At 39.2% G+C, this 24,892-nt stretch carries 22 protein-coding genes and 2 pseudogenes; 12 read left to right on the forward strand and 12 right to left on the reverse strand.

All coding sequences use genetic code 11. The annotated features are described in order from the left end of the window. Window position 1 precedes the first annotated feature (1 nt). The 6 genes from HSM_RS03520 to HSM_RS03540 all read left to right on the forward strand — a co-directional run bounded on the left by HSM_RS03520 (window position 2) and on the right by HSM_RS03540 (window position 5,007). Window positions 2-1,960, forward strand: a complete 1,959-nt coding sequence (locus HSM_RS03520) for a tail fiber protein (RefSeq protein ID WP_012341514.1) — start codon at window positions 2-4, stop codon at window positions 1,958-1,960. After that, window positions 1,957-2,571, forward strand: coding sequence for a DUF4376 domain-containing protein (locus tag HSM_RS11140; RefSeq protein WP_012341515.1), 615 nt, complete (start codon window positions 1,957-1,959; stop codon window positions 2,569-2,571). Before HSM_RS03520 ends, HSM_RS11140 begins: the two co-directional genes overlap by 4 nt. Beyond that, on the forward strand, window positions 2,564-3,058 hold the full coding sequence (locus HSM_RS03530; protein ID WP_012341516.1) for an enoyl-CoA hydratase: 495 nt from the start codon (window positions 2,564-2,566) through the stop codon (window positions 3,056-3,058). The genes HSM_RS11140 and HSM_RS03530 overlap by 8 nt, the downstream gene beginning before the upstream one ends. A 177-nt stretch (window positions 3,059-3,235) precedes the next feature. Beyond that, complete coding sequence (locus HSM_RS11255) at window positions 3,236-3,367, forward strand: Com family DNA-binding transcriptional regulator (RefSeq protein ID WP_075290756.1); 132 nt, start codon at window positions 3,236-3,238, stop codon at window positions 3,365-3,367. Window positions 3,368-3,425: 58 nt separating this feature from the next. Next, window positions 3,426-4,184 carry a class I SAM-dependent methyltransferase gene (locus HSM_RS03535; RefSeq protein ID WP_012341517.1) on the forward strand — a complete coding sequence of 253 codons (759 nt, stop codon included), beginning with the start codon at window positions 3,426-3,428 and terminating at the stop codon, window positions 4,182-4,184. Continuing rightward, the gene (locus HSM_RS03540; protein ID WP_012341519.1) at window positions 4,171-5,007 is read left to right on the forward strand and encodes a hypothetical protein; all 837 of its coding nucleotides are present in this window, start codon (window positions 4,171-4,173) and stop codon (window positions 5,005-5,007) included. Before HSM_RS03535 ends, HSM_RS03540 begins: the two co-directional genes overlap by 14 nt. A gap of 20 nt (window positions 5,008-5,027) precedes the next feature. On the opposite strand, the gene HSM_RS03545 is transcribed toward HSM_RS03540, so the two are convergent. From HSM_RS03545 to HSM_RS03575, 8 genes and pseudogenes are all read right to left on the reverse strand, one after another. Next, on the reverse strand, window positions 5,028-5,216 hold the full coding sequence (locus HSM_RS03545; protein WP_012341520.1) for a DUF6900 domain-containing protein: 189 nt from the start codon (window positions 5,214-5,216) through the stop codon (window positions 5,028-5,030). A gap of 3 nt (window positions 5,217-5,219) precedes the next feature. Next, window positions 5,220-5,498, reverse strand: coding sequence for a hypothetical protein (locus HSM_RS03550; RefSeq protein WP_041605028.1), 279 nt, complete (start codon window positions 5,496-5,498; stop codon window positions 5,220-5,222). Window positions 5,499-5,683: 185 nt separating this feature from the next. Next, window positions 5,684-5,971: pseudogene (locus HSM_RS11335) on the reverse strand (ATP-binding cassette domain-containing protein); the annotation flags it as partial. A 354-nt stretch (window positions 5,972-6,325) separates the two neighbouring features. Next, window positions 6,326-6,877: pseudogene (locus tag HSM_RS11340) on the reverse strand (ATP-binding cassette domain-containing protein); the annotation flags it as partial. 2 nt (window positions 6,878-6,879) lie between these two features. Beyond that, window positions 6,880-7,800: an oligopeptide ABC transporter permease OppC gene (gene oppC / locus HSM_RS03560; protein WP_012341523.1), complete on the reverse strand. Its 921-nt coding sequence runs from the start codon at window positions 7,798-7,800 to the stop codon at window positions 6,880-6,882. Window positions 7,801-7,809: 9 nt separating this feature from the next. After that, entirely contained in the window at window positions 7,810-8,733 is a 924-nt protein-coding gene (oppB, locus tag HSM_RS03565) for an oligopeptide ABC transporter permease OppB (protein ID WP_012341524.1), read from the reverse strand. Window positions 8,734-8,845: 112 nt separating this feature from the next. Beyond that, on the reverse strand, window positions 8,846-10,483 hold the full coding sequence (locus HSM_RS03570; RefSeq protein ID WP_012341525.1) for an ABC transporter substrate-binding protein: 1,638 nt from the start codon (window positions 10,481-10,483) through the stop codon (window positions 8,846-8,848). A gap of 158 nt (window positions 10,484-10,641) precedes the next feature. Then, complete coding sequence (locus HSM_RS03575) at window positions 10,642-12,297, reverse strand: ABC transporter substrate-binding protein (RefSeq protein WP_012341526.1); 1,656 nt, start codon at window positions 12,295-12,297, stop codon at window positions 10,642-10,644. A 236-nt stretch (window positions 12,298-12,533) separates the two neighbouring features. Here HSM_RS03575 and HSM_RS03580 point away from each other — a divergent pair, with 236 nt between their 5' ends. Next, entirely contained in the window at window positions 12,534-13,196 is a 663-nt protein-coding gene (locus HSM_RS03580) for a potassium channel family protein (RefSeq protein WP_012341527.1), read from the forward strand. Beyond that, window positions 13,186-14,505 (forward strand): TrkH family potassium uptake protein, encoded by a 1,320-nt coding sequence (locus tag HSM_RS03585; protein WP_012341528.1) that lies wholly within the window; start codon window positions 13,186-13,188, stop codon window positions 14,503-14,505. The genes HSM_RS03580 and HSM_RS03585 overlap by 11 nt, the downstream gene beginning before the upstream one ends. 117 nt (window positions 14,506-14,622) lie before the next feature. Here HSM_RS03585 and ligA read toward each other — a convergent pair whose 3' ends face one another. From ligA to idnD, 4 genes are all read right to left on the reverse strand, one after another. Beyond that, window positions 14,623-16,626, reverse strand: coding sequence for an NAD-dependent DNA ligase LigA (ligA, locus tag HSM_RS03590; protein ID WP_012341530.1), 2,004 nt, complete (start codon window positions 16,624-16,626; stop codon window positions 14,623-14,625). 126 nt (window positions 16,627-16,752) lie between these two features. After that, a complete protein-coding gene (locus HSM_RS03595) occupies window positions 16,753-18,102 on the reverse strand; it encodes a GntP family permease (protein WP_012341531.1) in 1,350 nt (449 codons plus the stop codon). Between the two features lie 21 nt (window positions 18,103-18,123). Next, window positions 18,124-18,888, reverse strand: a complete 765-nt coding sequence (gene idnO / locus HSM_RS03600) for a gluconate 5-dehydrogenase (RefSeq protein ID WP_012341532.1) — start codon at window positions 18,886-18,888, stop codon at window positions 18,124-18,126. 10 nt (window positions 18,889-18,898) lie between these two features. Continuing rightward, window positions 18,899-19,942 (reverse strand): L-idonate 5-dehydrogenase, encoded by a 1,044-nt coding sequence (gene idnD, locus HSM_RS03605; RefSeq protein ID WP_012341533.1) that lies wholly within the window; start codon window positions 19,940-19,942, stop codon window positions 18,899-18,901. A gap of 244 nt (window positions 19,943-20,186) precedes the next feature. On the opposite strand from idnD, the gene HSM_RS03610 reads away from it, so the two are divergent. From HSM_RS03610 to HSM_RS03625, 4 genes are all read left to right on the forward strand, one after another. Further along, window positions 20,187-20,705, forward strand: a complete 519-nt coding sequence (locus HSM_RS03610) for a gluconokinase (RefSeq protein WP_011608535.1) — start codon at window positions 20,187-20,189, stop codon at window positions 20,703-20,705. 489 nt (window positions 20,706-21,194) lie between these two features. Continuing rightward, complete coding sequence (locus HSM_RS03615) at window positions 21,195-22,223, forward strand: TAXI family TRAP transporter solute-binding subunit (RefSeq protein ID WP_012341534.1); 1,029 nt, start codon at window positions 21,195-21,197, stop codon at window positions 22,221-22,223. 21 nt (window positions 22,224-22,244) lie between these two features. Then, window positions 22,245-22,718, forward strand: a complete 474-nt coding sequence (locus HSM_RS03620; RefSeq protein WP_012341535.1) for a DUF1850 domain-containing protein — start codon at window positions 22,245-22,247, stop codon at window positions 22,716-22,718. After that, window positions 22,711-24,687, forward strand: coding sequence for a TRAP transporter permease (locus HSM_RS03625; protein WP_012341536.1), 1,977 nt, complete (start codon window positions 22,711-22,713; stop codon window positions 24,685-24,687). The genes HSM_RS03620 and HSM_RS03625 overlap by 8 nt, the downstream gene beginning before the upstream one ends. Window positions 24,688-24,892: the final 205 nt, after the last annotated feature.

The raw sequence follows: 24,892 nt of genomic DNA on the forward strand, positions 1-24,892 counted from the left end.
AATGAAAGATTTACTCCCTAAAATTGATAGCCAAGATGGCGAATTTCAAAATGGCGACCCAGCCAGTGGCACACAAGGCACGCGGGTAACTGCCGAATGGTTGAATAGCGTGCAGGCTCATTTGCGAGATGTAGGCGAAGAGGTGAAATATTTGTTATTACAAGCAGGGCTTACACCTATCCCAAGCAAAACCACACAAATTTATGAAGCGATTATGGCGGTTATTAATGCCAACCGCAGAAATGGCAACACAACCCAAAAAGGGGAAATCCAACTTACCGACAGCATCAATATGGCATCAAGTGTGTTTGGGGCAAGTGCGTTGGCAGTAAAAAATGCCTATGACAAAGCGGTTGAGGCGGATAATCACGCCGAAAGGGCTTGCCATTTGGCTGAAAGCAAGCAATCCCCTGCCACAACATTAGCCGGCTATGGGATTGGTGATTTTAAGGTGGGGACATCCACCGGTGATGCCAATGATTGCAAGATTGACGGCAATTATTATTTTGCCAGCGGGCAAAATTTACCGAGTGCGGGGGCGTGGCATATTGCGGTGATGAGTGGCGGACAAACTAACGCTATCCGACAAATTGCCCGCAAAGCCAATGAGAGCAAGGTTCAAACCCGTTATTTTAACGGCACGTCTTGGAGCGCGTGGAAAGATGTAGGCGGTGATGGCTTGCCCGTTGGCTCAGTGTTGGCATTTCCTGTAGCCGTGCAAAATCCACAAGGTTTTTTGAAATGTGATGGCTCAACCTTTGGGAGAACAACCTATCCCGATTTATACCGCGCGTTAGGCAATAGCAACAAACTGCCTGATTTACGCCGCTCTAATGTGGGAATGACGGCGTATTTTGCGACAGATAAGATTCCTGAGGGCTGGATTGCGTTTGATGAAATCAAGGAAAAGGTAAAAAAAGAGACCTACCCTGAGTTGTATAAATACCTGATTGAAAAATATACCAGTATAGACAATGTCCCTAAAGCGGAAGACCGTTTTTTGCGTAATGCTCATAATGGGTTAAAGGTTGGAGATGTACAACTCGGTTCCTTAATCGGTACGGATTCGATAGACGGAAACGGGGCATTTTCGCCTTATGTGAAAGCTATTAAAAACACTTACCAAGAAACCGTTGACCAAGTAGGGTTCGATCCGTTGCTGATAGGGGACATTGGAAACGGAAGAACCGCTGTCAATAACGAACATTCTCCGGACAGCGGACAACCTGAAACCAAAAAACAATATAACGCCGGGCTTTCGTGGTCGGTAGGAGCGGGCAGAAATGAAGACCTTAATCAACCAATCCAAAATAACAAAAGTGGCAACGGTCATTTTGTCGGCGTTACTCGCCCGAAATCTCTTGTTTTAAAACTGTGTATCAAGGCGAAAAGCAGTTTTGATGAGGTGGTATTTTGGATTAAAGCATTCGGTGCGGTGGAAAATCAAGGTGTTTTGGACGCCTCTGCTATCGTTCAAGAAATGCAGGATTTTAAACAGCAAGCCGAGGAAAAAATACAATCCATTACCTTGCAGAAAGAAGAGATTATGCACGCTATACAAGAGGAGATGGGAAAATCAGATTATTCCCTTGTTAAGGTTTGGGAGGGGAAGAATATATATACAGAGGGTTCAATAAATTTAAGTGAACCTTGTTTTGGCTCTACTGTTTTTCTGTTTGCTTACGCTGATAGAGACTATCCAAGGGAATTAGTTGTTTTTAGTTTTGATGTTCCTGATAAACATATTGATTTAAAAAGAAAAAATTCAGATCAATACACATTCTATGGTATTGCTCATTACACAAGAAGCGGTGGTCATGATGCATCTCTTACACATGCTAAGATTAACATTAACCGAAAAACAGGAGATCAAATCAAATTTGAGGATTTTTATGCGGGATATAATATTTACTTAAGAGAAATCTATATCAAAAAACCAAACAACAGGAAAGCACGATGAACATTTACTTTCAAAAACAACAATTAAGCAATTATCAAATTTTTCCAATCCCTCAGGATATAGAGAATTGGATTGAAAAAGACGTTGACGAAAAGGAACTGGAAACGCATGTTTTGGTGGAATTTAACGGCGAGTATCAATGGGTCGAGAAATCCGCCGACCCGATGACGAAATGGAACGGGAAAACATGGGTCGTTGATGAAGAGAAAATGACCGCACATTTAACCCAAGTGCGGGCGGAAATGCGAGAGAAAATCAATGCGTTGCGAGATGAAAAAATCAATGGCGGGGTATTTGTGGAAGCGGTGGGCAAGTGGATTGATACGGACGCTACGGCGGAGCGGAATATCTTATCCGTCAAAGCCAGTTATGATTTATTCGGTGATATGGAGATTGCGTGGACTTGTGCGGATAACTCGGTTTTGATGATAAATAAGGAAAAATTAATGCTGATTTGGCAGGCGTTAATGAATGCTAAAACAGGTAATCATGCTAATGCCTTGAAGCATAAAACCGCCATGGAGCAATCGGACAATCCGGCGGAATATGATTATTCCAGCGGGTGGACAAAATGTTATAACGATTATTTAGCGGAACAAGGCAATGAGTAAAGTCTATTTAGCACTGTATAAGGGCAACGGTGGCAGTTTGTATGACCGAGTCATAGACTGGCTGATCCGAAAAATCACTAAGGGGCAATATAGCCATTGTGAAATTGCCATTGAGCAAACGGCGTTTTTAAGTGGCGATTATTATCCGTATATCACCTACGATTGCTACAGTTCAAGTCCTCGTGATGGTGGTGTGCGACACAAAGTGATTGACCTTAAAGACGGCAAATGGGACTTGATTGAACTGCCAAACATCACGGCAGAGCAGGTCAAACGCTACTATACCCAAACCCAAGGCAGAGGTTACGATTGGTGGGGGATGTTGGGGATTGCCTTTGGTATCCAGCAAAAACGCTCACGCTACTTTTGCTCTGAGTGGTGTTTTAACCTAATCAAAAATGGTGACGAGGGCTGGCGGTTTAGTCCAAATCATTTAGCGGCGATTTTTAGACGGGGAGCAAAATCAGATTATTCCGCACGAAGTTGATATTATTTGGGAGGGGCAAAATGAAGTAACCGTTTAGAGCAAAAGAAGAAGCGGCGATGTGGTAGGCTCTGACCTCTACCACATCAGCCTAAGCAGATAGTGCCTGCATAGACCCGAGACCGCTTTGTCTGACCAGACGGGCGGATTGTAACAAAACCGCGTAAAGTGAGAAAGTCTATGCAAAAAGATTTGCAAGAAATACGGTGCAAGTGCTGTAAAAAGCTTCTTGCACGCACAAAAGATAATCAATATTTAGAAATTAAATGTGTGCGGTGTAAAACCTTAAACACATTTAAACCTACTCGTTAAACAACTCAGAGTGTCCGAATGCCTTGAGCGTCAGAACGCCATAATTTAAGGATAAATTATGGCAAACAAGAAAATCATTGTTTGGGCGTTATTTGATAGCGGCAATGGCTGCTATACCCAAGCCGCCCAACCATTCCCTAACATTGAAATCTATCCTATCGGCATTGATATTGAGCGTAAAAATCGGCATTTTTTACCGCTGAATTTAGCGGATTTTGGTCGGTTGTTTGGTGATAATACGCTGTTTAATCAGCTAGATAGCCTCCCTAAACCCGATGTCATTTTAGCCAGTCCGCCTTGTGAGAGTTTTTCCGTTGCCAACTCTATTAAGGGCGGGAATGTCTGTTGGCAATGGCAGGGAAATACACGCTTTGCTATTCGCCGTCGCAAAGATTTTGACGCGGCAGCGGTTAAAAAGCGACGTTATCGTTATGAGACCTCTTTTTTGAATCGAATTAATGGTGAGCTTTGCATTTATAACACCATTGAGATTATTAAACGGTATCAGCCGAAAATTTATGTGATTGAAAACCCTTATGCGAGCCGCCTTTGGCACTATCTTGATGAGATTTTAGCCTTTCCTCTTCCTTATGCGAACCCTACCTATTATGGGAATTATGGCTGGCCCTGCAAAAAGGCGACTAAGTTTAAAAGCAATATTCCGCTAAATTTGCGTTATCAGCATTATATTTCGGGCAAAACGATGTTTGACTGTTTACACAGTTATAACGCCCGTTCAGCCATTCCGTTGCCACTTATCCACGATATTTATCGTCGTATTATTGAGGTGTTAGGAGGTAACGATGCGTCATTTTAGTCAAGCACCGTTGCCGTTTGTCGGGCAAAAACGGCTGTTTTTAAACGCCTTTAAACAGGTTTTAAATGACAATATTCAAAATGATGGCGAAGGCTGGACGATTGTCGATGCCTTTGGCGGGAGTGGGCTATTAAGCCACGTAGCAAAGCGAATAAAACCCAAAGCACGGGTGATTTACAATGATTTTGATGGATACGCAGACAGACTAAAACACATAAGCGATACAAATCGTTTACGAGCTGAACTGATTCAAATTGTTGGCGATATTGTACCAAAAAACAAGCGATTAGACGACAATAAAAAGCAAGAAATCATTAATAAAATCAATGATTTTAATGGGTTTAAAGACCTCAACACCATTGCAAGTTGGTTGCTTTTCAGTGGGCAACAAGTCAGCTCATTTGAGGAGCTATTTAGCAAGACATTTTGGAATGGAATAAAGCTGGCTGATTATCCTAGTGCAGAGGATTATCTTGATGGGCTTGAGATAGTCAGCGAGCCATTTCAACAGTTTCTGCCTAAGTTTGCCGACAACCCTAAAGCCTTGTTTGTGTTAGACCCACCTTATCTTTGCACCAAGCAAAACAGCTATAAAATGGCAAATTATTTTGATTTAGTAGATTTTTTGCAACTTATTGACCTAACACGACCGCCTTATGTGTTTTTTAGCTCCACTAAGTCAGAGTTTGTGCGGTTTATTGCGTATATGGTGCAGGCGAAAAAGGATAACTGGCAAGCCTTTGATGGAGCTGAGCGGATAGTCCTTCAAACATCGTTAAACTATCAGGTTAGCTATGAGGATAATTTGGTGTTTAAATTCTAAAAATTAAGGGGCGAACGCCCCTATTTTTCAATGCCCGCCTTATAGCCTGCCTCATAAGCCGCACGCATGAGGCGTTTGATATTCCACACGCCCATATCATAAAAATCTAAATGGTCACTCATTCGGGTCTCTAATGTTTCAATATCCCCCACCTCTTTTGCAATGGTTTCTAATATTTTTGCGATGGTTTTTTCAGTTGTTTTTTTCATTGCTTATTCTCCTCTTAAAATGTTTACGATTTTGTCAGCGATTTGCTGGGCGGCAATGTCAAAGTTAGTCTCGATTGAAACGCGTTGGCGACAATGTTCAGAGTGTTCAACCAGCGTGCCTTGTGGCATATAAAGTAAATAAATTGTTGGCTCATTTTGATAACTATCTTGACAGACTTGAAAGCGGCGTTTCCCTTGCACAAATTCCCCATTTTTAAAGCCGTGATGGTTTTCAAGTCTGGTGGTTAAGTGTTGAATAAATGCTCGTGTATTAAATTTCATTTTTATGCCCCTGTTGTTTTGTGTTGGGGACATCATTGCTCGTTGGGGACGAGGAGTAAAGGGGAAATAAGCAGTAGTTAAGCTGACTGACTAACAATGTAGCTGGGGAGGTATGGAGGTCTAAATGATAAAAAATTTGAAATAATTTTGCATAATCTGAGACTCAATAGCTATGCAAAATAAATTTAAATTTTATGCGAAATGTTTTGCGATTTTATAATTTCTCCAATTGTTAAACGTGGAGACAGTGAATTGAAAGGATCTTGAAAAACAATCTGCATGTCTTTTTTCAATGCTTGAGCTTTTTCTTTCGATAAAGTGGCGATATTTTTTCCGTTAAATTGTAATATCCCCTGATAATCAAGAATTTGCATAATAGCACGTCCCAACGTTGATTTACCTGAACCGGACTCACCAACAATACCGAGGGTTTCACCGACTTTTAACTCAAAAGAAATATCTTTAACAGCATGGAAAACATTTTTCGGTTTACCGAACAATGTGCGTTTTAGCACATAATCAATATGAATATTTTGTCCATTGAGGAGGACAGGTGCATTTTCAGCCAACGGATGTTTTAAATCCGTAGGGATAGGCGTCAGTAATTCTTGTGTATAGGGATGATGAGGTTGGTTAAATACTTGTTCTGTATTACCTCGCTCCACAATTTCACCGTTTTGCATCACACAAACGTAATCACTGTAACGACGAACTAAACGCAGATCGTGTGAGATCAAAATGATCGCCATTCCTATATCTCGTTGTAATTCAAGCATTAAATCAAGAATTTCCGCTTGCGTTGTGACATCAAGTGCGGTCGTTGGTTCGTCCGCTATTAATAAATCCGGTTTATTAATAATTGCCATCGCAATCATGATACGTTGTAATTGACCGCCTGAAAATTCGTGTGGATAACATGCCATTTTCTTTTCCGCTTCGGGAATTTTCACTTTTTTCAGCATATCCAATGCGTGCTTATAAGCCTCCGCTTTACTCATTTTCGGATGGTGAATGGCAGTCGCTTCCGCAACTTGTTCACCAATCGGCAAATAAGGGTTGAGTGAAGTCATGGGTTCTTGAAAAATCATCGCCATACGATCACCACGAATTAATCGCAACTCTTTTTCTGATAAAGATAATATTTCTTTGTTTTCAAATAAGATTTTTGAGTCTTCACTGTAACTGATGATTTTTTGCGGCAACAATTGCATAATTGCCATAGAAGTTACAGATTTACCGGATCCTGATTCGCCTACAATAGCGAGAGTTTGTCCTTTTTCTACCTCAAAAGAAATATTACGAACGGCGTGTACGACTTCTTCATCTGTTTTTAGATAAACATTTAAATTTTTTACATCAAGTAATTTCATTCTATTCATTCCTATTTATCTTTTGGATCGAGGGCGTCACGCAAGCCGTCACCAATAAAGTTAAAGCAAAATAATGTCAGACAAAGGAAAAAAGCAGGAAATGCAATCAACCAAGGCGATGTTTCCATTTGTGCAGCTCCATCGCTCAGTAAGGCTCCCCAACTGCTCATCGGTTCTTGTGTGCCTAAACCTAAGAAACTGAGAAAAGATTCAAATAAAATGAGCGAAGGTACTTCCAACGAGGCATAAACAACGACAATTCCCAAAACATTCGGAATAATATGTTTCCAAATAATTTGACGACGGGAAACACCACAAACAATAGCAGCCTCAACAAATTCTTTGTTTTTTAAACTGAGTGTTTGCCCACGTACAATTCGAGCAAGGTTTAACCAAGCAATCATACCGATAGCAACAAAAATTAAGAAAATATTCTGGCCGAAAAATGTTACCAACAATATAACGAAAAACATAAAAGGAAAAGAACTGAGAATTTCTAATGTCCGCATCATGACAACATCTACTTTTCCTCCCACATAACCTGAGATAGCACCGTAAATAGTTCCGATCATCACAGCGATAAAAGCTCCGGCAATGCCAACCATCAGCGAAATTCGCCCACCTATAGCAATACGCACCAATAAATCACGTCCGGAGGCATCTGTCCCAAGATAATGTCCGGAAACAAAATCAGGGGCGACACTCATCATATTCCAATCAGTGTCATCATAGCTAAAAGGAATTAACGTTGGTACGAAAGTGATAAACAGCAACATGCAACAAATGATAATTAAACTGATAACTGCTGCTTTATTACGAAAGAAACGACGGCGTGCATTTTGCCATAAACTGCGTCCTTCAATGATAGTCTCACAAGCGTTTTGCATGATATTTTCTTCCGATTTTGAGCGGTTTTGACGATTAGACAACATGAGATCTCCTTATGAATAGCGAATTTTCGGATCGATAACCGCATATAGAATATCAACTAATGCATTAAAAAAGATGGTAAGCGTCCCCACTAATATGGTGAGGCTAAGTACTAGAGAATAATCTCGGTTTAAAGCTCCATTGACAAACAGCTGCCCCAATCCCGGCAACCCGAATACACTTTCAATGACCATTGAACCGGTAATAATTCCCACAAATGCCGGTGCTAGGTAACTGATAACAGGAAGAAGAGCCGGACGCAAAGCATGTTTGAAAATAATTTTTTTCAATGGCAATCCTTTTGCTTTCGCTGTACGAATAAAATTGGAATGCAATACTTCAATCATGGAACCTCGTGTAATCCGAGCGATACCGGCAACGTAACCGATAGTAAGAGAAAGAACGGGTAAAACCATATAATAAAGTTGACCGTCGTTCCAACCGCCGGCAGGTAACCACTTTAACCAAATGGCAAAAAATAACACTAAAAGCGGTGCAAAAACAAAGCTGGGCATGATCACCCCCGTCATCGCAAACCCCATCACAATATAATCCCAGCGACTGTTTTGTTTGAGAGCGGCAAATGTGCCTGCAACTAAGCCGATAATGACTGAGAAAATAAATGCGACAATACCCAATTTCAGTGACACGGGAAACGCAGAAGCGATTAAATTATTTACGCTTTGATCTTTGTATTTGAAAGAAGGTCCGAAATCACCTTGCGAGAGATTTTTCAAGTAAAGCAAATATTGTTTAAAGAGCGGTTCATTTAAGTGATATTTCGCTTCGATATTCGCCATGACTTCTGGAGGATAAGTCCGTTCGGAAGTAAAAGGACTACCCGGAGCCAATCGCATCAGAAAGAATGAAAATGTAATTAAAATAAACAATGTTGGAAGTGCTTCCATTATTCGTTTTACAATAAATTTCAACATCAAGAACTCCAAACAGATTAAATGAGAAAAAGTAAATGTTATTTAAAAATAAATCGTCAAATTCCCCTAACCTAATGTTATCAATTAGGGAAATTTGACGGGATAAATAAGTTTAATGTTTAATAATATAAAGATTTCTCAATAAAATAATATCTTGAGGATCTTTACCTTCATAGCCCTTAACATAAGGTTTCACCAAACGCGGGTTAACATAGTTATATATCGGTATGATAGGAGCATCCGCTGCCAAAATCGCTTCGGCTTTAGCATAAGCTTTCATACGATCTGTCGCCTCGGAGAATTGATAAGACTCATTCACCGCTTGGTCGTAGGCCGAGCTTTTGTAAAACGCTAAATTGTTACTTGAGTTGGAGAGAAAATAATTGATAAACGTTGTAGCCTGATTGTAGTCAGCTGACCAACCGGCACGTGCAACATCAAATTGTTTGTTGTGACGACTTTCAATATACGTTTTCCATTCTTGATTTTCCAGTTTAACATCAACTAAACCACCCGTATTATTTTTCCAAACTGATGCCGCGGCAATAGCAACTTTTTTATGGTTTTCATTGGTGTTATATAAAATGGTAAATTTCAATGGATTCGATTTACTGAAACCGGCTTCTTTCAATAATTGAACGGCTTGCTGATTACGCTCTTTCATTGATAATTTAGTATATTCAGGTTGCTGAATTGCACCACCTTCCGCAATATAGGTCGGTGTAAACACGTATGTAGGTATTTGCCCCTGTCCTAATACCTTATCTGTAATGATATTACGATCCAACGCTAAATTCAGTGCTTTACGTACCCGTAAATCATTAAATGGTGCTTTCGTATTATTGATCTCATAGAAATAAGTACCCAATGTACGTGAAGTAAACACTTGATCCGGCATTTCAGCTTTTAATTTTGGGAATTGCTCCGGTGGCAAGGCATGATCTGTTATCTCCACTTCTCCCGCACGATAACGTTGCACATCCGTACTTGGATTTTGAATCGCTAAGAATGTCGCTTTATCAATCACGGTTTCTTTATCATTCCAATAAAGCGGATTGCGGACAAATTCAATTTTTTCGTTGATAACGTGTTTCGTCAATTTATAAGCACCGTTACCTACGTAATTTTCTACTTTGACCCAAGCATCACCGAATTTCTCTATAACATGTTTAGGCAAAGGTAAGACAGAGTGATGTGTGGTCATACCAGGTAAATAAGGCACTGAATTGCTTAACGTTACCACAAAAGTATAATCGTCAACGGCTTTTACACCGAGAGAATCTACTTTTTTCTTCCCTTCAATAACATCTTGTGCATTTTCAATTTGCATGTACGTCAAATAAGAAGAATAAGGAGAAGCCGTTTTCGGATCAACAAGACGTTGCCATGCAAAGACAAAATCATGGGCTGTAACAGGCGTGCCGTCAGACCATTTTGCATCATGACGTAATTTAAATGTCCATTGCTTAAAGTCCGGCGTACTTTCCCACGAAGTGGCAACACCAGGCTGAGGATTACCGTCAGAATCCACCGTAATAAGTCCTTCTAAAACCTGTAAAACAACCTCTGCTTCAGGTATTCCTTCTGATTTATGCGGGTCGAAACTTTGAGGTTCAGCTCCATTATTGATGACAATTTCTTGCTTTTTAGCCAACACGGTACCAGCCGGAACACTGGCTGCAAAAGCAGATATTGAAAAACCTAATGCCACGGTTGTGGCAACAAGAGTGCGGGTTAATATTGTGTGCATTGTTATTCTCCATTGTGATTGTTGTTTGCTCTGCTATTAATACATGAAAAGATTGCTTTTGTAAATAATTCATACTAGTTAGATAGTAAGCTAATTAGAGTGAATTATTCTAGAGGGCAATGTTACATGAATTAAATTCTTATCATAATAAAGTGCGGTCATTTCTCTAAGTAAAGATCGCTGAGTAAATAGCCACCTTGCGGTCTTTTCCCTTCATAACCTTTTAATTTCGGATTTTTAATAAATAATCCGGCGTAATGATAAATCGCGATAAAAGGATGATGTTTGCCTAATTCTTCTTCAGCTTGTGCATAAATTTCCGCTCGTTTGTTTTCATCACTTTCGTTGTAAGATGCTTCAATTAATTGATCAAACTTTTCGCTTTTAAAGCCGATTTTATTTTGCGAACTATTGGAAAGAAAATATGTCAAAAACGTGCTTGCTTCGTTGTAATCCGCAGACCATGCTGCAAATGCCAAGTGGTAATTTTTCTGATTTTTTGTATCTAAAAATGTTTTCCACTCCATATTTTTCAGCGAAATATCAACCAGACCGTCTAAATTTTTCTTCCACATAGAAGTAACCGCAATAGCAATATTTTTTAGTCCTTCGTTAGTGTTATACAGTAATTCGCTTTTCAACGGATTTGCTTTACTGTAACCGGCTTCACGTAACAGCTTTTTAGCTTCTTCGTTTCGTTGTGCTTGCGTCCAATTAGCATATTCCGGTTGGGTGATTTTTTCTCCTGCATGAATATAGAACGGTGTGAAACGGAAAGTAGGTGTTTGTCCAAAGCCTAATACTTTCTCTGTAATAATGTTGCGATCGACGGCTAAATCTAATGCTTTACGTACTTTAATATTATCAAAAGGCGGTTTTGCCATATTCATTTCATACATAAACGTACCTAATTTACGAGAGCTATAGATTTGCGAATCGTATTGAGCACGAAATTTAGGATCATGATAAAGTGATTGAGGAATATAAGCTATATCCAATTCGCCGGAACGATAACGAGCTCCCCCTGCACTTTCCGTTAAAATATAAAAAGTAGCCTTATTAATAACGGAATGGGCGTTATCCCAATAGGCTGGATTACGTTCCAAAGTGATTTTTTCATTTAACACTCGTTGTGAAATTTTATAAGCACCGTTTACTACAAAATTTTCCGGTTTTGTCCAATCATCACCGTATTTTTCAACAACAGCACGATTTACTGGATAAAGAGAAGTATGCTGCGTAAGAAGGACAGCATAAGGTACGGGTGCATCAAGGGTGAGTTGTAGTGTATTATCATCTAATGCGGTAACTCCCAAAAATTCCGGTGATTTCTTTCCAGCAATAATATCATCTACATTTTTCATTTTCATGAAGCCAAGGTAACTTGCATAAGGTGATGCGGTTTTCGGATCAACAAGACGACGCCAAGCATAGACAAAATCATGTGCGGTAAGAGAATCACCATTAGACCACTTAATATTTGGGCGTAGATAAAAAGTAACGGTTTTACCGTCAGACGAGGTATCCCAGCGATAAGCGGCACCGGGAATAATATTACCGAGTTCATCGGTTTTCACCAATCCTTCAAATAATTGTTCAGCTATTAAACCTTCCCCCGATCCTTCTATTTTTTGTGGATCAAGGGTAGCAACTTCAGCAGTAATTTGAATACTGATTTCCTGTTTATCCGCCAATTTTGTACCTTGAGGAACTTGTGCCGAAAATGCGACTGAAGAACCGACAAGTAGAAATAAGCCTAAAAGTGCGGTTCTATAGTTTTTATATTTTAACTTTGTCCATATATTGTGTTGCATAAATTTTATCCTTTTAAGTAAGATTAAAATAATAAGATTTTCATTAGTAAAATATTTATGCGATGAAGTAAAGTATTTTTACAAATTTTTTGTAATTTTTAATTAGCAACCTAATTACTATTTTTGCATTTTCAAAAATGTAGGAGTAGAATTCCGACATCTTCAATAATTCATCATAGGCGGTATTTATGCAATTGAGACGTAAATACATCGCCTCGTATTGATAGGAGCAGTATATGCAATTTGCGATTATCGGATTAGGTAAATTCGGAAAATCAGTTGCACGAGAGCTGTATAAGCTGGGTAATCAAGTTGTGGGCATGGATATTAACGAAAAAAAAGTGGAGCAATGTAGCCATTTTCTTAGTGCAAGTTTAATCCTTGATGCCACGGATAAAACAGCCTTGCGAGAACTTAACATTCAAGAGTTTGATGCAGTGTTGGTCAGTATCGGTGAAAGTCTAGAAAGCAATTTACTCTGCACACTTAATTTAATTGATCTCAAAGCAAATCAAATTTGGGCAAAAGCTAAAAATGCGGCACATCACGCTATACTTTCCAGTTTAGGGATTCAACATATAGTAAGACCCGAAAATGATATGGGTATTTTAGTCGGTCAATCTATGAATTGCCCTAGTGTAACCCACTGTATTCCGCTAGGCTCGGATCTCTTTTTAATTCATTTCCTTGTTCAATTTCAAACTACTATTACCCTCGGTATGCTGAAAAAACGCTATAAAGATATTGTTATTACCGCTATTCAACGAGGAGAACAACTTATTAGCAATCCGGATGATGAAACTGAAATACATCGTCAAGACCATTTGCTGATCATTGGCTATTTAAATAATCTTCGCACTTTAACCGGCGAATTAAATAAAATCCAAAATGAAATTTGAACATATCAACACAAAGCCACCCTATGTATTAGCGGGCGGTTTTCTCTTTATCATTTTAATTGGCACATTATTATTGGAATTACCCTTTGCTCACCATAAAAGTATTTCATGGCTACATGCCTTATTTACTTCAACATCAGCGGTAACGGTAACGGGGCTAAGTGTCGAAGATACAGCAAATTTCACCCTATTCGGACAAGTTGTTTTAATGTGCTTAATTCAAATTGGCGGATTGGGATTTATGACGTTTGCTATTTACATAGCAAGACGAATGGGTGCCAGAATTGGCTTATTCGGCAATGCAATTGCTCAAGAAGCACTGGGTGATGTGCCTTTTAATTTACTTCTACATACTGCCAAAAACGTTCTAAAATTTGCACTGACTTTTGAACTTATCGCAATGATTATTCTTACTGTTCATTTTTATGGTGATGTTTCTTTTTTTCAAGCACTGTATCAAAGTCTGTTTTACAGTATTTCCGCTTTTAACAATGCCGGTTTTGCACTGAGTTCAGAAAGTTTAATGCCTTATGTGGATGACATTGTTGTCAATATAGTCATCACCGTATTGATTATTATTGGCGGGTTGGGATTTGTGGTACTCATGGATATCAAAAATCAACGCCAATATAAAAAATTCTCACTAAATACGAAGGTAGTACTTTGGGCAACCTGTATTTTAAATATCGTTTCCTTTCTAATATTTTATATTTTAGAACGACAAAACCCGTTAACATTTGGACCGCTAAGCGAAACAGGTAAGTTGTTTGCCGCTTGGTTTCAAGCGATAACACCAAGAACTGCAGGGTTTAATACTGTTGATACGGCAGGATTAACTGATGCCAGTAGTCTGCTGACTATGTTCTTAATGTTTATTGGCGGAGGTTCCTTATCCACTGCAAGCGGTATAAAAATCGGCACATTCTGTATTATAGTGGTAGCGACATTCGCCTATTTACACAAAGAATCCCATGTCAATTTGTTTAAACATAATTTGCCTGATGAACTAATCAAAAAGTCCTTTGCTTTATTTTTTACCAGCCTTAGTTGTATTGGTATTAGTAGCTTTTTACTCTTGGCAGTTGAACCGCAATTTCATTTCCTTGATGTTTTATTTGAAGTTGTTTCGGCTTTAGGTACAGTCGGACTTTCACGAGGAATTACTGCTGAACTTTCACCGTTCGGAGAGTCAATTTTAATTATCTTAATGTTTATCGGTCGAGTAGGATTGCTCACTATGATTTATCTCATTATGCAACCGCACTCCAGTAAAATTAAATATCCAAAAGAATATATACAAATAGGCTAAAAAATAAAGGGAATAATTTATTCCCTTATTTTCCTAAATTTAATCTGTTTTGCACCGCACTTTGCTCAAGTTTAACGACAAATATACAAAGTAATTTTCCTCTAAGAATGAAAAAATTTATGCTAACAAAGCCAAAAACTCATTTTCACTCAGAATGTTAATACCAAGCTCAGTGGCTTTAGTTAATTTTGAACCCGCACTTTCCCCTGCAATAACAAAATCCGTTTTACTCGAAACACTGCCGCTAACTTTACAGCCTAATTGCAACAAGTATTCTTTTGCCTCTGAACGCCCCATTTTCGTTAACGTACCGGTTAATACGACGGTTTTTCCTTTCAAAGGATTGTCCCGCACCTCTTTAACCTCAACGTTGTCCCAATGAATGCCTTGTGCAATTAAATCTTTTACCACAGCAACATTATGAGGCTCAGACCAGAATGAACGAATACGTTTAGCCACTACCTCACCAACATCTTGTACCTTTTGCAATTGCTCAAACGTTGCATTTTCAAAAGCCTCTAGTGTCTTAAAATGAGTTGCTAAATTTAATGCAGTAGTTTCCCCAACTTCACGGATGCCAAGTGCAAAAATAAAACGAGCCAATGTGGTTTTTTTCGCTTTAGCTAAACTTGCTAAGGCATTTTCTGCCGATTTCGCCCCCATACGCTCCAAACGCATTAAAGTAACCTGATCTAATTTAAATAAGTCAGCCGGTGTATGTACTAACTCCCTTTCAACCAACTGTTCAATTAATTTTGCACCAATGCCGTCAATATCCATCGCTTTGCGTGAAACAAAATGTTTAAGTGCCTCTTTGCGTTGAGCAGCACAAATTAAGCCTCCCGTACAACGAGCAACTGCCTCTCCCTCAATTTTGCTAATAACGGAATCACACACAGGACAATTTGTTGGAAAAATAATAGATTTTGCATTTTCCGGACGACGTTCATGTAACACGCCGATAATTTGCGGAATCACATCTCCGGCACGACGCACAATCACGGTATCACCAATCGCAATATCCAAACGTGCTATTTCATCACCATTATGTAAAGTCGCATTACTCACAGTGACTCCTGCGACAAAAACAGGTTCTAATTTTGCTACCGGTGTAATGGCACCGGTTCGCCCAACCTGAAACTCCACATTATTCAAAATTGTCAGCTCTTCTTGTGCCGGAAATTTATAAGCAATTGCCCAGCGAGGTGCTTTAGAAATAAAACCAAGTTGTTGTTGCAAGTCAATATCATTAATTTTTAATACCGTGCCATCAATGTCATAACCTAAGGAACTGCGTTTTTGCTTAATAGTGCGGTAGAAATCCAACACTTTTTCAATCCCATGACATAATTGAATTTCATTATTTACCGGTATGCCAATAGATTTTAGCCATTGTAAACGAGCAAAATGTGTATCCGGTAATTCCACTCCTTCTGCAATACCAATACCATAAGCGTTTAACATCAAAGGACGTTGACCGGTAATTTTGGGATCAAGTTGACGCAAAGAACCTGCAGCCGCATTACGTGGATTAGCAAATGTTTTTTCTCCTTTCGCTAAAGCTGTTTTGTTCAGTTTTTCAAAACCTGCTTGCGACATAAAAACTTCCCCACGCACCTCCAAACGAGTCGGTGGATTATCCGTTAATAATTGCAATGGAATATTACGAATAGTACGAATATTTGCCGTAATATCTTCACCGGTCGTCCCATCGCCCCGAGTTGCAGCCTGTACCAGCTGACCGTTTATATACAAAATACTGACTGCCAAACCGTCTAATTTAGGTTCGCAACAAAATGTTAAAGAATGATGAACATGTATCAAACGATCTTGAATACGTTTGACAAAAGCAAAGAAATCTTCATCAGAAAAAGCATTATCTAAGGATAGCATTGGAATATCATGTTTAACTTGAGCAAAATTACTTAACGGTTTCGCCCCTACTCTCTGTGTTGGCGAATTTTCACTGGCATATTCAGGATATTGTTGTTCCAACGCTTTTAATTGATGAAATAAGCGATCGTATTCACTATCCGGAATTTGCGGATTGTCTAACACATGATACTGATATTCATGATGGCGTAATAGTTGTCGTAATTCTTCAATTTGTTGCTTGATCATAAAAATTCCTTGCTTCAAGACCGCACTTTAAATAGTGGCTCATTATACACAATCATACTATTTTACGTAAAAAATTGCCCCTGAAAATCCAGAGGCAATAAATCAATAGAAAAGTGCGGTCTATTTTTACAAAATAATACTACCGATCAACGCCAGAGCAAAACCGACTAAACCGATTAATGTTTCCATCACAGTCCAAGTTTTTAACGTGGTTTTGGTATCCATTTCCAAGAAACGACTTACCAACCAAAAGCCACTATCATTTACATGAGAAAGTACGGTTGCACCTGAAGCGATAGCAATCACGATAAAACATAAATCAAATTGACTTAAGCCTGTGGCTGATGACACCATTGGTGCGATGAGAGCAGAAGTTGTGGTCAGAGCAACAGTTGCAGAACCTTGAGCTATACGAAGTGCGGTAGAAATTAAGAATGCCGCAACGATAATTGGCATACCCGTATCCGAAAACATTTTTGCTAATACATCACCGATACCGCTTGCACGTAATACACCGCCGAACATACCGCCTGCACCGGTTACCAATACGATTGCACAAATCGGACCTAAGGCGTTATCGCAGATTTTTTCGATTTGTTCAAAACTGTGTTGTTCTTTGAGTAAAATGATAGTCATTAATAGGCTAATTAATAAGGCAATAGGTGTTTTGCCGATTAAGCGTAAACTTTGTACCCATAATGTAGAACCATCAATTACTTTTGCTACTGCTAAAGTGTTTAGGACCGTGTCTAACATAATTAAACAAAGCGGCAACAGCAAAATAAATAATACTTTTTTGAAACTTGGGGGATTTTGAACCGCAGTTTCGTTAATTGGAGCTGCATTTAAGAAAGTTTTCGGTAGCGGTAAATCGAATTTTTTACCTAAGTAAAGCCCATATAAATAAGTAGCAAAATACCAAGTCGGTACAGCTAAAATGAAGCCGACAATGGTGAGCAAACCGATATTTGCACCTAAAATATCACCGGAAGCGACCGGACCGGGATGCGGAGGAAGAAATACGTGGGTGACAGCAAATGCACCGGCAGCAGGGAACGCATAGCGGAATAATGAACCACCGAATTGTTTTGCAACACTGAAAATAATCGGCAACATTACCACTAAACCTGTATCAAAGAAAATCGGGAATCCGAATAGGAATGAGGCGACACCTAAAGCGAAAGGTGCTTTTTTCTCGCCGAATTTATTGATTAAGGTATCGGCAAGTACTTTTGCACCACCGGTAATTTCCAATAATCGACCGATCATTGCACCTAAGCCGACTAATAAAGCTACTGAGGCAAGGGTATTACCGAAACCGCCTAATAAGGTCGGCAGGATTTTATCTACTGACATACCGGTAGCAAGTGCGGTTAATAAACTCACTAAAACTAAGGCAACGAAAGCATGAACCTTAAATTTAATAATGAGAAGAAGAAGTAATGCTATGGAAGCAATCAAAATAAAGATCAACATAAAATTTCCCTATTAATAAAATTAAACAGCAGCAAGCATACCACCATCAACGAATAACAAATGCCCATTAACAAAATCAGATGCTTTAGATGAAAGAAAAACAGTCGCACCGATTAGTTCTTCAGGATTTCCCCAACGGGCTGCTGGAGTACGTTTGCACAACCAGTCGGAAAATTCTTTGTTTTCTACTAACGGACGGGTTAATTCAGTTTTGAAATAACCGGGAGCAATACCATTGACTTGAATATTATGACGAGCCAATTCTACGCACATTCCTCTTGTTAGCATTTTCACCGCACCTTTAGATGCCGCATAAGGTGTAATAGTGTCTCGCCCTAATTCACTTTGCATTGAACCAATATTGATGATTTTTCCTGCTTGCCGTTTCACCATATAGCGAGCCACTGTTTGGGAAACAATAAATACAGATTTTTGGTTGACATTAATGACATCATCATAATCTTTTTCCGGAAAATCGCAGAATGGGTGGCGACGTTGAATACCGGCATTATTAATTAATACATCAATTGCTCCAATATGTTGTTCGATATGAGCAATGGCCTGATGAACGGCTTGAGTATTTGTCACATCAAAAGCAACAGCGTGAGCCTTATAGTCTTTAGCAGTTAATTCATCAGCAACCAATTGACATTTTTCTTGATTAGTACCATTTATAATAACTTCAGCACCTTGTTCAGCAACACCCTCTGCCAATAAACGACCGATGCCACGAGCAGATCCTGTAATTAAAATTCGTTTATTTTGTAAAGAAAATAAATCACACATCTTCTTATCCTTATGCAAAGTTAAGTTGGATTTTTGAAATTTCATTTTTATTGCCAGCACGTTGAAGAGCGGTTTCTAATTGTTCAAATGGATAAATTTCAGAAAGTAAGGGAAGCGGATTGATTTTACCTAAACTTAACCACTTCACGGCGGTATTAAATTCCTCTACAAAACGGAAAGAACCTTTCCAGTTAATTTCTTTTGAAATGAGAGGCATCATATTAAATTGTGGAATTGAGCCTCCCATCCCAATTTGTACGATAGTACCTTTCGCTTTTGTGACAGCTAAACAACGTTCAATGGAGGAAATATGACCTGAAGCCTCAAATGAAACATCAAATTCGCCTTTGTTTTGTAAATATTCGGAAAAATTTCCTTCAGTGGCATGTAATACTTTTGTAGCACCCATTTCTAATGCTAAATCTAAACAACGCTGACTAATATCTGAACAGATGATTTCTGCTGCACCCAATGCTTTTACTGCCGCAACAGCTAAACAACCGATAGGACCGACACCGGAAATAAACACTTTTTTCCCCTGCAAATCACCGCCTTGTTTTGCTGCGTGAATAGTTACTGCTAAAGGCTCAGCAAATACCATAACCTCATCGGAAACTTCTTGCGAATAAGGAATACATTGGTTGTTATCTACAATTTTATATTGAGTAAAACCACCATCAACGTGCGGATTGTACATTGCACTACCAAAAAAACGCATTGTTTCACATTGATTGCTATAGCCACTTAAACAATATGCACAACTTAAGCAAGGTTTGCTTGGATTAATTGCAACCTTTTGTCCTTCAAATAAATTGGGAGCGTTGGTCTTTACAATTTTACCAATTATTTCATGACCTAAAATCATGGGGTGTTTGATTGCAAAATTACCCACTTTGCCATGTTCGTAATAATGTAAATCTGAACCGCAGATACTGCCACGAGTAATTTGAATTAAGGTTTGATCTTGGCTTTGTTCATCAAATTCAATTTCTTGAGAAATGACATCAACAGATTTTGCTCCTTTAACTACGCAAGATAACGTGTTTATTTTCATAAAATATCCTCCAATATTTCTGTTACTGGTAACATATTTATTTTTCTAGATTGGGTAAAGTTTTTGTGTTTGATTTTGTGATTTACGTCACATTTTTTCTTTATTTTTAATGATTTTTAAAAAAAGTGCGGTTATAAAAATAAAAATTTAAAACAATAAATATAGATTTAAGTGTTATTGGTAACTTTTTAAAATTTTTTCAGGTACACTAAGCTCAATAGCGTATTTATTAGAGGAACAAAAAATGTCAAAAGGAAAAAGTATTATTTTAATGGGGGTATCTGGTACAGGTAAAACATCAGTAGGAACTGAAGTAGCGTACCGCCTAGGATTGAAATTAATTGATGGGGATGATTTACACCCAAGAGCCAACATTATCAAAATGAGACAGGGACAACCGCTCAATGATGAAGATCGTATGCCTTGGTTGGAGCGTATTCGTGATGCGGCATTTAGTTTGGAGCAAAAAAGTGAAAAGGGCATTATTATTTGTTCAGCACTGAAAAAACAATATCGAGATCAAATTCGTGATGGAAACCAAAACATTAAATTTATTTATCTATCCGGCAGTTTTGAATTAGTGCTTTCCCGTCTGCAAAAACGGCAAGGGCATTATATGAAAACTGAAATGTTGCGAAGTCAGTTTGCTACGTTGGAAGTTCCCCAAGCTGATGAAACTGATATTTATCACATTGATATTGACGCAACTTTTGAGGAAGTAGTGCAGCGTTGTGTTGAAGCTATCAAGCCTCTTTTAGATTGATGACAAGAAATGCTTGGGCGTAGAGGTGTTATCTAAGACGTAGATTACAGACAATATTTTTGCCATAAAAGATAGTTTTTGAGCTAATGCTACGAAAAAATACTCAAACCCCACCGCACTTTGCAAGTACAGTGGGGTTATAAATAGAAAAAGCGTAGTCGATTTTTACCAGTATGCATTGTTATTCCTATGTTTTGTTTTAAAAATAAAATTCTGCGTGGTGTATTATTGACAAGGCGTTGCACAAAACAATTCCAGCGAAATTCCCACCTTTGCAGTAAAAATTTAATTCTCTTGGTGTTATTCTTGTACGATCTATTCTCTCTATATTTGCATTTTTCCTAAAGCAAAACTCGATCTATCTCACAAAAATATTAACAAATAATTTACAATTCAAACCGAGCATGCTAAAAAGCAATCGTTTGCAATAAAAATATTGCATACATTGCATACAATACAACATCAATGACATCACACAGGAGCAACTCTATGAAAAAAATGAAAGTCGTATTGACCAGTGCAACAGTTCTACTTGCTACATTGCTTGCCGCTTGTGGTGATAATAACAAAGCGTCGAAAGATGTTACTGCGAGCAACGTTGCGGCAAACAGCAGCAGTGCTGAAAGTGCGGTACCAGCCACAGTGCAAAGCAAATTTGTGACCATTGCTACTGGCGGTGCTTCCGGTCCTTACAATATTATTGCGACGACACTGACAGGTATTTATAGTAAAAATCTAAAAACTAATTCCAAAACACAAACTACTGGTGCATCGGTAGAAAATTTAAACTTGATGGCACAGAAAAAAGTGGAAATGGCGTTTGTGATGAGTGATGCGTTAAATCATGCGTTAAATGGTACAGGCAGTTTCAAAAATAAAATTGAGAATGTGGAACAAATAGCAGCACTTTATCCTAACTATGTACAAATTGTCACCTCTAAACGTTCCGGCATTAAAACCATTACCGATTTAAAAGGGAAACGGGTAGCGACCGGCGATCAAAATTCCGGAGTCGAAGTCAATGCACGTAACTTACTTGCCGGTTTTGGCATTTCCTATGCGGATATTAAGGTTGATTATCTCGGTTATGCTGCAGCGGCAGATGCTCTAAAAGCGGGAACCATTGATGCGGCGTTCTTAACCAGTGGCTTGCCAAATTCTGCCTTAATGGAATTGCAACAAAGTTTTGATCTGCAATTGGTCTCTATCCCGGCTGACGGAATTAAAAAATTAGCCGCAGATAAACCGTATTTTAATGCGATGGATATTCCAGCGAACACCTATGGCAATCCTGAACCGATTCCGACAGCGGCAATTAAAAATGCCTTGGTGATCCGTAAAGAGCTCAGCGAAGCAGATGGGTATTTATTAACCAAAACCTTCTTTGAAAGTTTGCCACAATTGCAAACCGCACACCAAGCGGCGAAAGGCATTAACGTGAAAGAAGCACAGGAAGGTGCAGTTGCACCATTACATCCGGGTGCAAAAAAATATTATGACGAAGTTAATGCGAAATAATTCGTTATTAAGTTGGTAAGCATGAAGATAATGCCTCGTAACGGTTGGTTTGTGCTGGTGCCACTAGCTGTTATTGGGCTTTATCCTGTTCATTTTATATCAGTTACCACAAAACAAGGCGAATGCATCATTGGTGATGATCATTTTGCACTACGTTGGCGTCACTCCGTCGAGCATCAATTGTGGTATGAACATTATCAACGACAAGGTGATAACCTCCACCTTTATCAAACATGGTTACAAACATTTGGTGCTGGAACACCTTCTCAAGGTGAAGTTGTCACCCATGTGCCAGTGGGCTATGTCGGTTTTAAACAAGATGTTGTTTTACCCGAAATAAATTGGATTGTTTCGCATCGTATGGAAGGGACTATTTTGCTTGATGATAAACAATTTCCCGTTTATCAAACACTTCCTAATTATTCTGCGGTAACAATCAAACCAGCTAAATCTGTAATTGCAACGTTGTGGTTAAGGAAATCATGTTATGACTGATTCTGTAAAAATTGACACCGCACTTGGTGCCAAGGAACAAGAGATTTTGGAAAAATATGACCGTGAATCGGTCACTCGTCAATCCAGTAGCCAATTTAATAAAGGGTTAATTACGCTGGTTTCGGTTTTATATTCCCTTTTTCATTTATACACCACCTTTTACCCCCTACCGACGTTAATCCAGCGTGCAGTACACGTGGGCGTTGGAGCGATATTAATCCTATTAATTTATCCGGCATCGAAAAAACGTCGCCAAGGTTCTGTTGCATGGTATGACTGGTTATGGGTTATTGCCGGTATGAGCGGTATGCTGTATCTCATCAACCAATACAATGACATTATGACCGTCCGAGGTGGTATTCCAAATAGTACAGATATTGTGATGGCAATCATCACTGTGCTAGTGGTGCTTGAGGTAACGCGTCGCGTCACCGGTTGGATTTTGGTGATTTTTTCCTTGCTCTTCTTAATCTATCCATTCATCAGCTCAATGGATTTTATGCCGGACAGCCTCCTCACTCGCCCTTATGACGTCGGTGATATTTTTGGTCAGCTTTATTTAAAAACGGAGGGGTTATATTCCTCTGCTGTGGGGGCTTCCGTTTCCTTTATTTTCTTATTTATTTTATTTGGTGCTTTTCTAAGTAAATCGGGAATGGGGCAATTATTTAATGATTTAGCCTTAGCGATCGCTGGTGATAAACAAGGGGGACCGGCGAAAGTAGCGGTAATTTCCAGTGGCTTTATGGGCAGTATTAACGGGGCAGCGGTTGCCAACGTGGTGAGTACTGGAGCGTTTACTATTCCATTAATGAAAAAAATCGGTTATCACAAAAACTTTGCCGGTGCGGTAGAAGCCAGTGCATCTGTTGGTGGGCAAATTCTCCCGCCGATCATGGGAGCAAGTGCATTCATTATGGCGGAAACGACAGGCGTAAGCTACGGAACTATTGCACTTGCAGCCTTACTTCCTGCCTTACTTTACTATCTCGGCGTCATTGCACAAGTCCACTTTCGTGCTGGTAAACAAAACCTAAAAGGCGTCCCTAAAGATCAATTGCCAAGGGTAAAAGCAGTGATGAAAGCACGTGGTCATATGCTATTGCCGATCTTAGCCCTTATCATCTTTTTGGCACAATCCGTACCAGTAGGATATGCTGCCTCTTATACTATTGTGCTTACCATTTTAGTCAGTCAATTGCGTCAAGAAACCCGTATGGGCATTAAAGATGTAATTGAGGCATTGGCTGACGGGGCAAAACAGTCGCTTTCCGTTATGTCAGCTTGTGCGACGGTAGGAATTGTGATTGGCGTGATGAACCTTACCAGTTTTGGTACAGTGATTACCTCTTCTATCGTTACATTAGGTGCAGGATCGCTCTTTTTAACCTTATTTTTAACGATGATTGCCTCCATGATCCTTGGCATGGGACTACCTTCTATTCCAGCATATATCATTACCGCCACCATGGCAGCTCCGGCATTGGCAACCTTTGATGTCCCGGTATTAGTGGCACATATGTTCGTCTTTTATTTTGGTATTTTCGCTAATATCACACCACCGGTCGCTCTTGCTGCTTTTGCTGGTGCGGGAATTGCACAAGGTGACCCAATGAAAACCGGCTGGCAATCCTTGCGTCTAGCCCTAGCGGGTTTTATTGTACCGTTCATATTCGTTTATAATCCGAATATGCTGATGATTGATGTTACCAATGCTGCGGTTATTGCCAAAACTTTCCCTCTACCAAGTGCATTCGAAATTATTAATGTTATCGTATCCTCTGTTATTGGCGTTTTGGGATTATCTGCTGCGGTAGAGGGGTATCTGAAAAATACTATACCAATATGGCAACGTATTATTTTAGCAATCGGTTCGCTTATGTTGATTATTCCGGAATGGAGCACGGATATTATCGGCATTGCTGTTGTTGTAGTCATAGCACTACTTAATGTTCGCAAATGTGACTAACAATTGTTCTGTGCATACGATAAATGACATAACTAAATGTCTAATTAACTTTTTTAGATTTGAACCAATCATTACCCCTTGATTTTGCATAGCTTCACAACCGGTTGTGGCGGTTTGGGTGTTAGAATGTAATGAAAAAGGTTATTTCCCTTAACACCCAAAATACTCAAACCCCACCGCACTTTGCAAGTACAGTGGGGTTTTT

It is taken from the genome of Histophilus somni 2336, from assembly GCF_000019405.1.
In the GTDB taxonomy this organism is placed as follows: domain Bacteria; phylum Pseudomonadota; class Gammaproteobacteria; order Enterobacterales; family Pasteurellaceae; genus Histophilus; species Histophilus somni.

Excerpts from the sequence above, each read along its gene's own strand:
- HSM_RS03520 (WP_012341514.1), top strand. The coding sequence starts at position 2 with ATGAAAGATTTACTCCCTAAAATTGATAGCCAAGATGGCGAATTTCAA.
- HSM_RS11140 (WP_012341515.1), top strand. The coding sequence starts at position 1,957 with ATGAACATTTACTTTCAAAAACAACAATTAAGCAATTATCAAATTTTT.
- HSM_RS03530 (WP_012341516.1), top strand. The coding sequence starts at position 2,564 with ATGAGTAAAGTCTATTTAGCACTGTATAAGGGCAACGGTGGCAGTTTG.
- HSM_RS11255 (WP_075290756.1), top strand. The coding sequence starts at position 3,236 with ATGCAAAAAGATTTGCAAGAAATACGGTGCAAGTGCTGTAAAAAGCTT.
- HSM_RS03535 (WP_012341517.1), top strand. The coding sequence starts at position 3,426 with ATGGCAAACAAGAAAATCATTGTTTGGGCGTTATTTGATAGCGGCAAT.
- HSM_RS03540 (WP_012341519.1), top strand. The coding sequence starts at position 4,171 with ATGCGTCATTTTAGTCAAGCACCGTTGCCGTTTGTCGGGCAAAAACGG.
- HSM_RS03545 (WP_012341520.1), bottom strand. The coding sequence starts at position 5,216 with ATGAAAAAAACAACTGAAAAAACCATCGCAAAAATATTAGAAACCATT.
- HSM_RS03550 (WP_041605028.1), bottom strand. The coding sequence starts at position 5,498 with ATGAAATTTAATACACGAGCATTTATTCAACACTTAACCACCAGACTT.
- oppC (WP_012341523.1), bottom strand. The coding sequence starts at position 7,800 with ATGTTGTCTAATCGTCAAAACCGCTCAAAATCGGAAGAAAATATCATG.
- oppB (WP_012341524.1), bottom strand. The coding sequence starts at position 8,733 with ATGTTGAAATTTATTGTAAAACGAATAATGGAAGCACTTCCAACATTG.
- HSM_RS03570 (WP_012341525.1), bottom strand. The coding sequence starts at position 10,483 with ATGCACACAATATTAACCCGCACTCTTGTTGCCACAACCGTGGCATTA.
- HSM_RS03575 (WP_012341526.1), bottom strand. The coding sequence starts at position 12,297 with ATGCAACACAATATATGGACAAAGTTAAAATATAAAAACTATAGAACC.
- HSM_RS03580 (WP_012341527.1), top strand. The coding sequence starts at position 12,534 with ATGCAATTTGCGATTATCGGATTAGGTAAATTCGGAAAATCAGTTGCA.
- HSM_RS03585 (WP_012341528.1), top strand. The coding sequence starts at position 13,186 with ATGAAATTTGAACATATCAACACAAAGCCACCCTATGTATTAGCGGGC.
- ligA (WP_012341530.1), bottom strand. The coding sequence starts at position 16,626 with ATGATCAAGCAACAAATTGAAGAATTACGACAACTATTACGCCATCAT.
- HSM_RS03595 (WP_012341531.1), bottom strand. The coding sequence starts at position 18,102 with ATGTTGATCTTTATTTTGATTGCTTCCATAGCATTACTTCTTCTTCTC.
- idnO (WP_012341532.1), bottom strand. The coding sequence starts at position 18,888 with ATGTGTGATTTATTTTCTTTACAAAATAAACGAATTTTAATTACAGGA.
- idnD (WP_012341533.1), bottom strand. The coding sequence starts at position 19,942 with ATGAAAATAAACACGTTATCTTGCGTAGTTAAAGGAGCAAAATCTGTT.
- HSM_RS03610 (WP_011608535.1), top strand. The coding sequence starts at position 20,187 with ATGTCAAAAGGAAAAAGTATTATTTTAATGGGGGTATCTGGTACAGGT.
- HSM_RS03615 (WP_012341534.1), top strand. The coding sequence starts at position 21,195 with ATGAAAAAAATGAAAGTCGTATTGACCAGTGCAACAGTTCTACTTGCT.
- HSM_RS03620 (WP_012341535.1), top strand. The coding sequence starts at position 22,245 with ATGAAGATAATGCCTCGTAACGGTTGGTTTGTGCTGGTGCCACTAGCT.
- HSM_RS03625 (WP_012341536.1), top strand. The coding sequence starts at position 22,711 with ATGACTGATTCTGTAAAAATTGACACCGCACTTGGTGCCAAGGAACAA.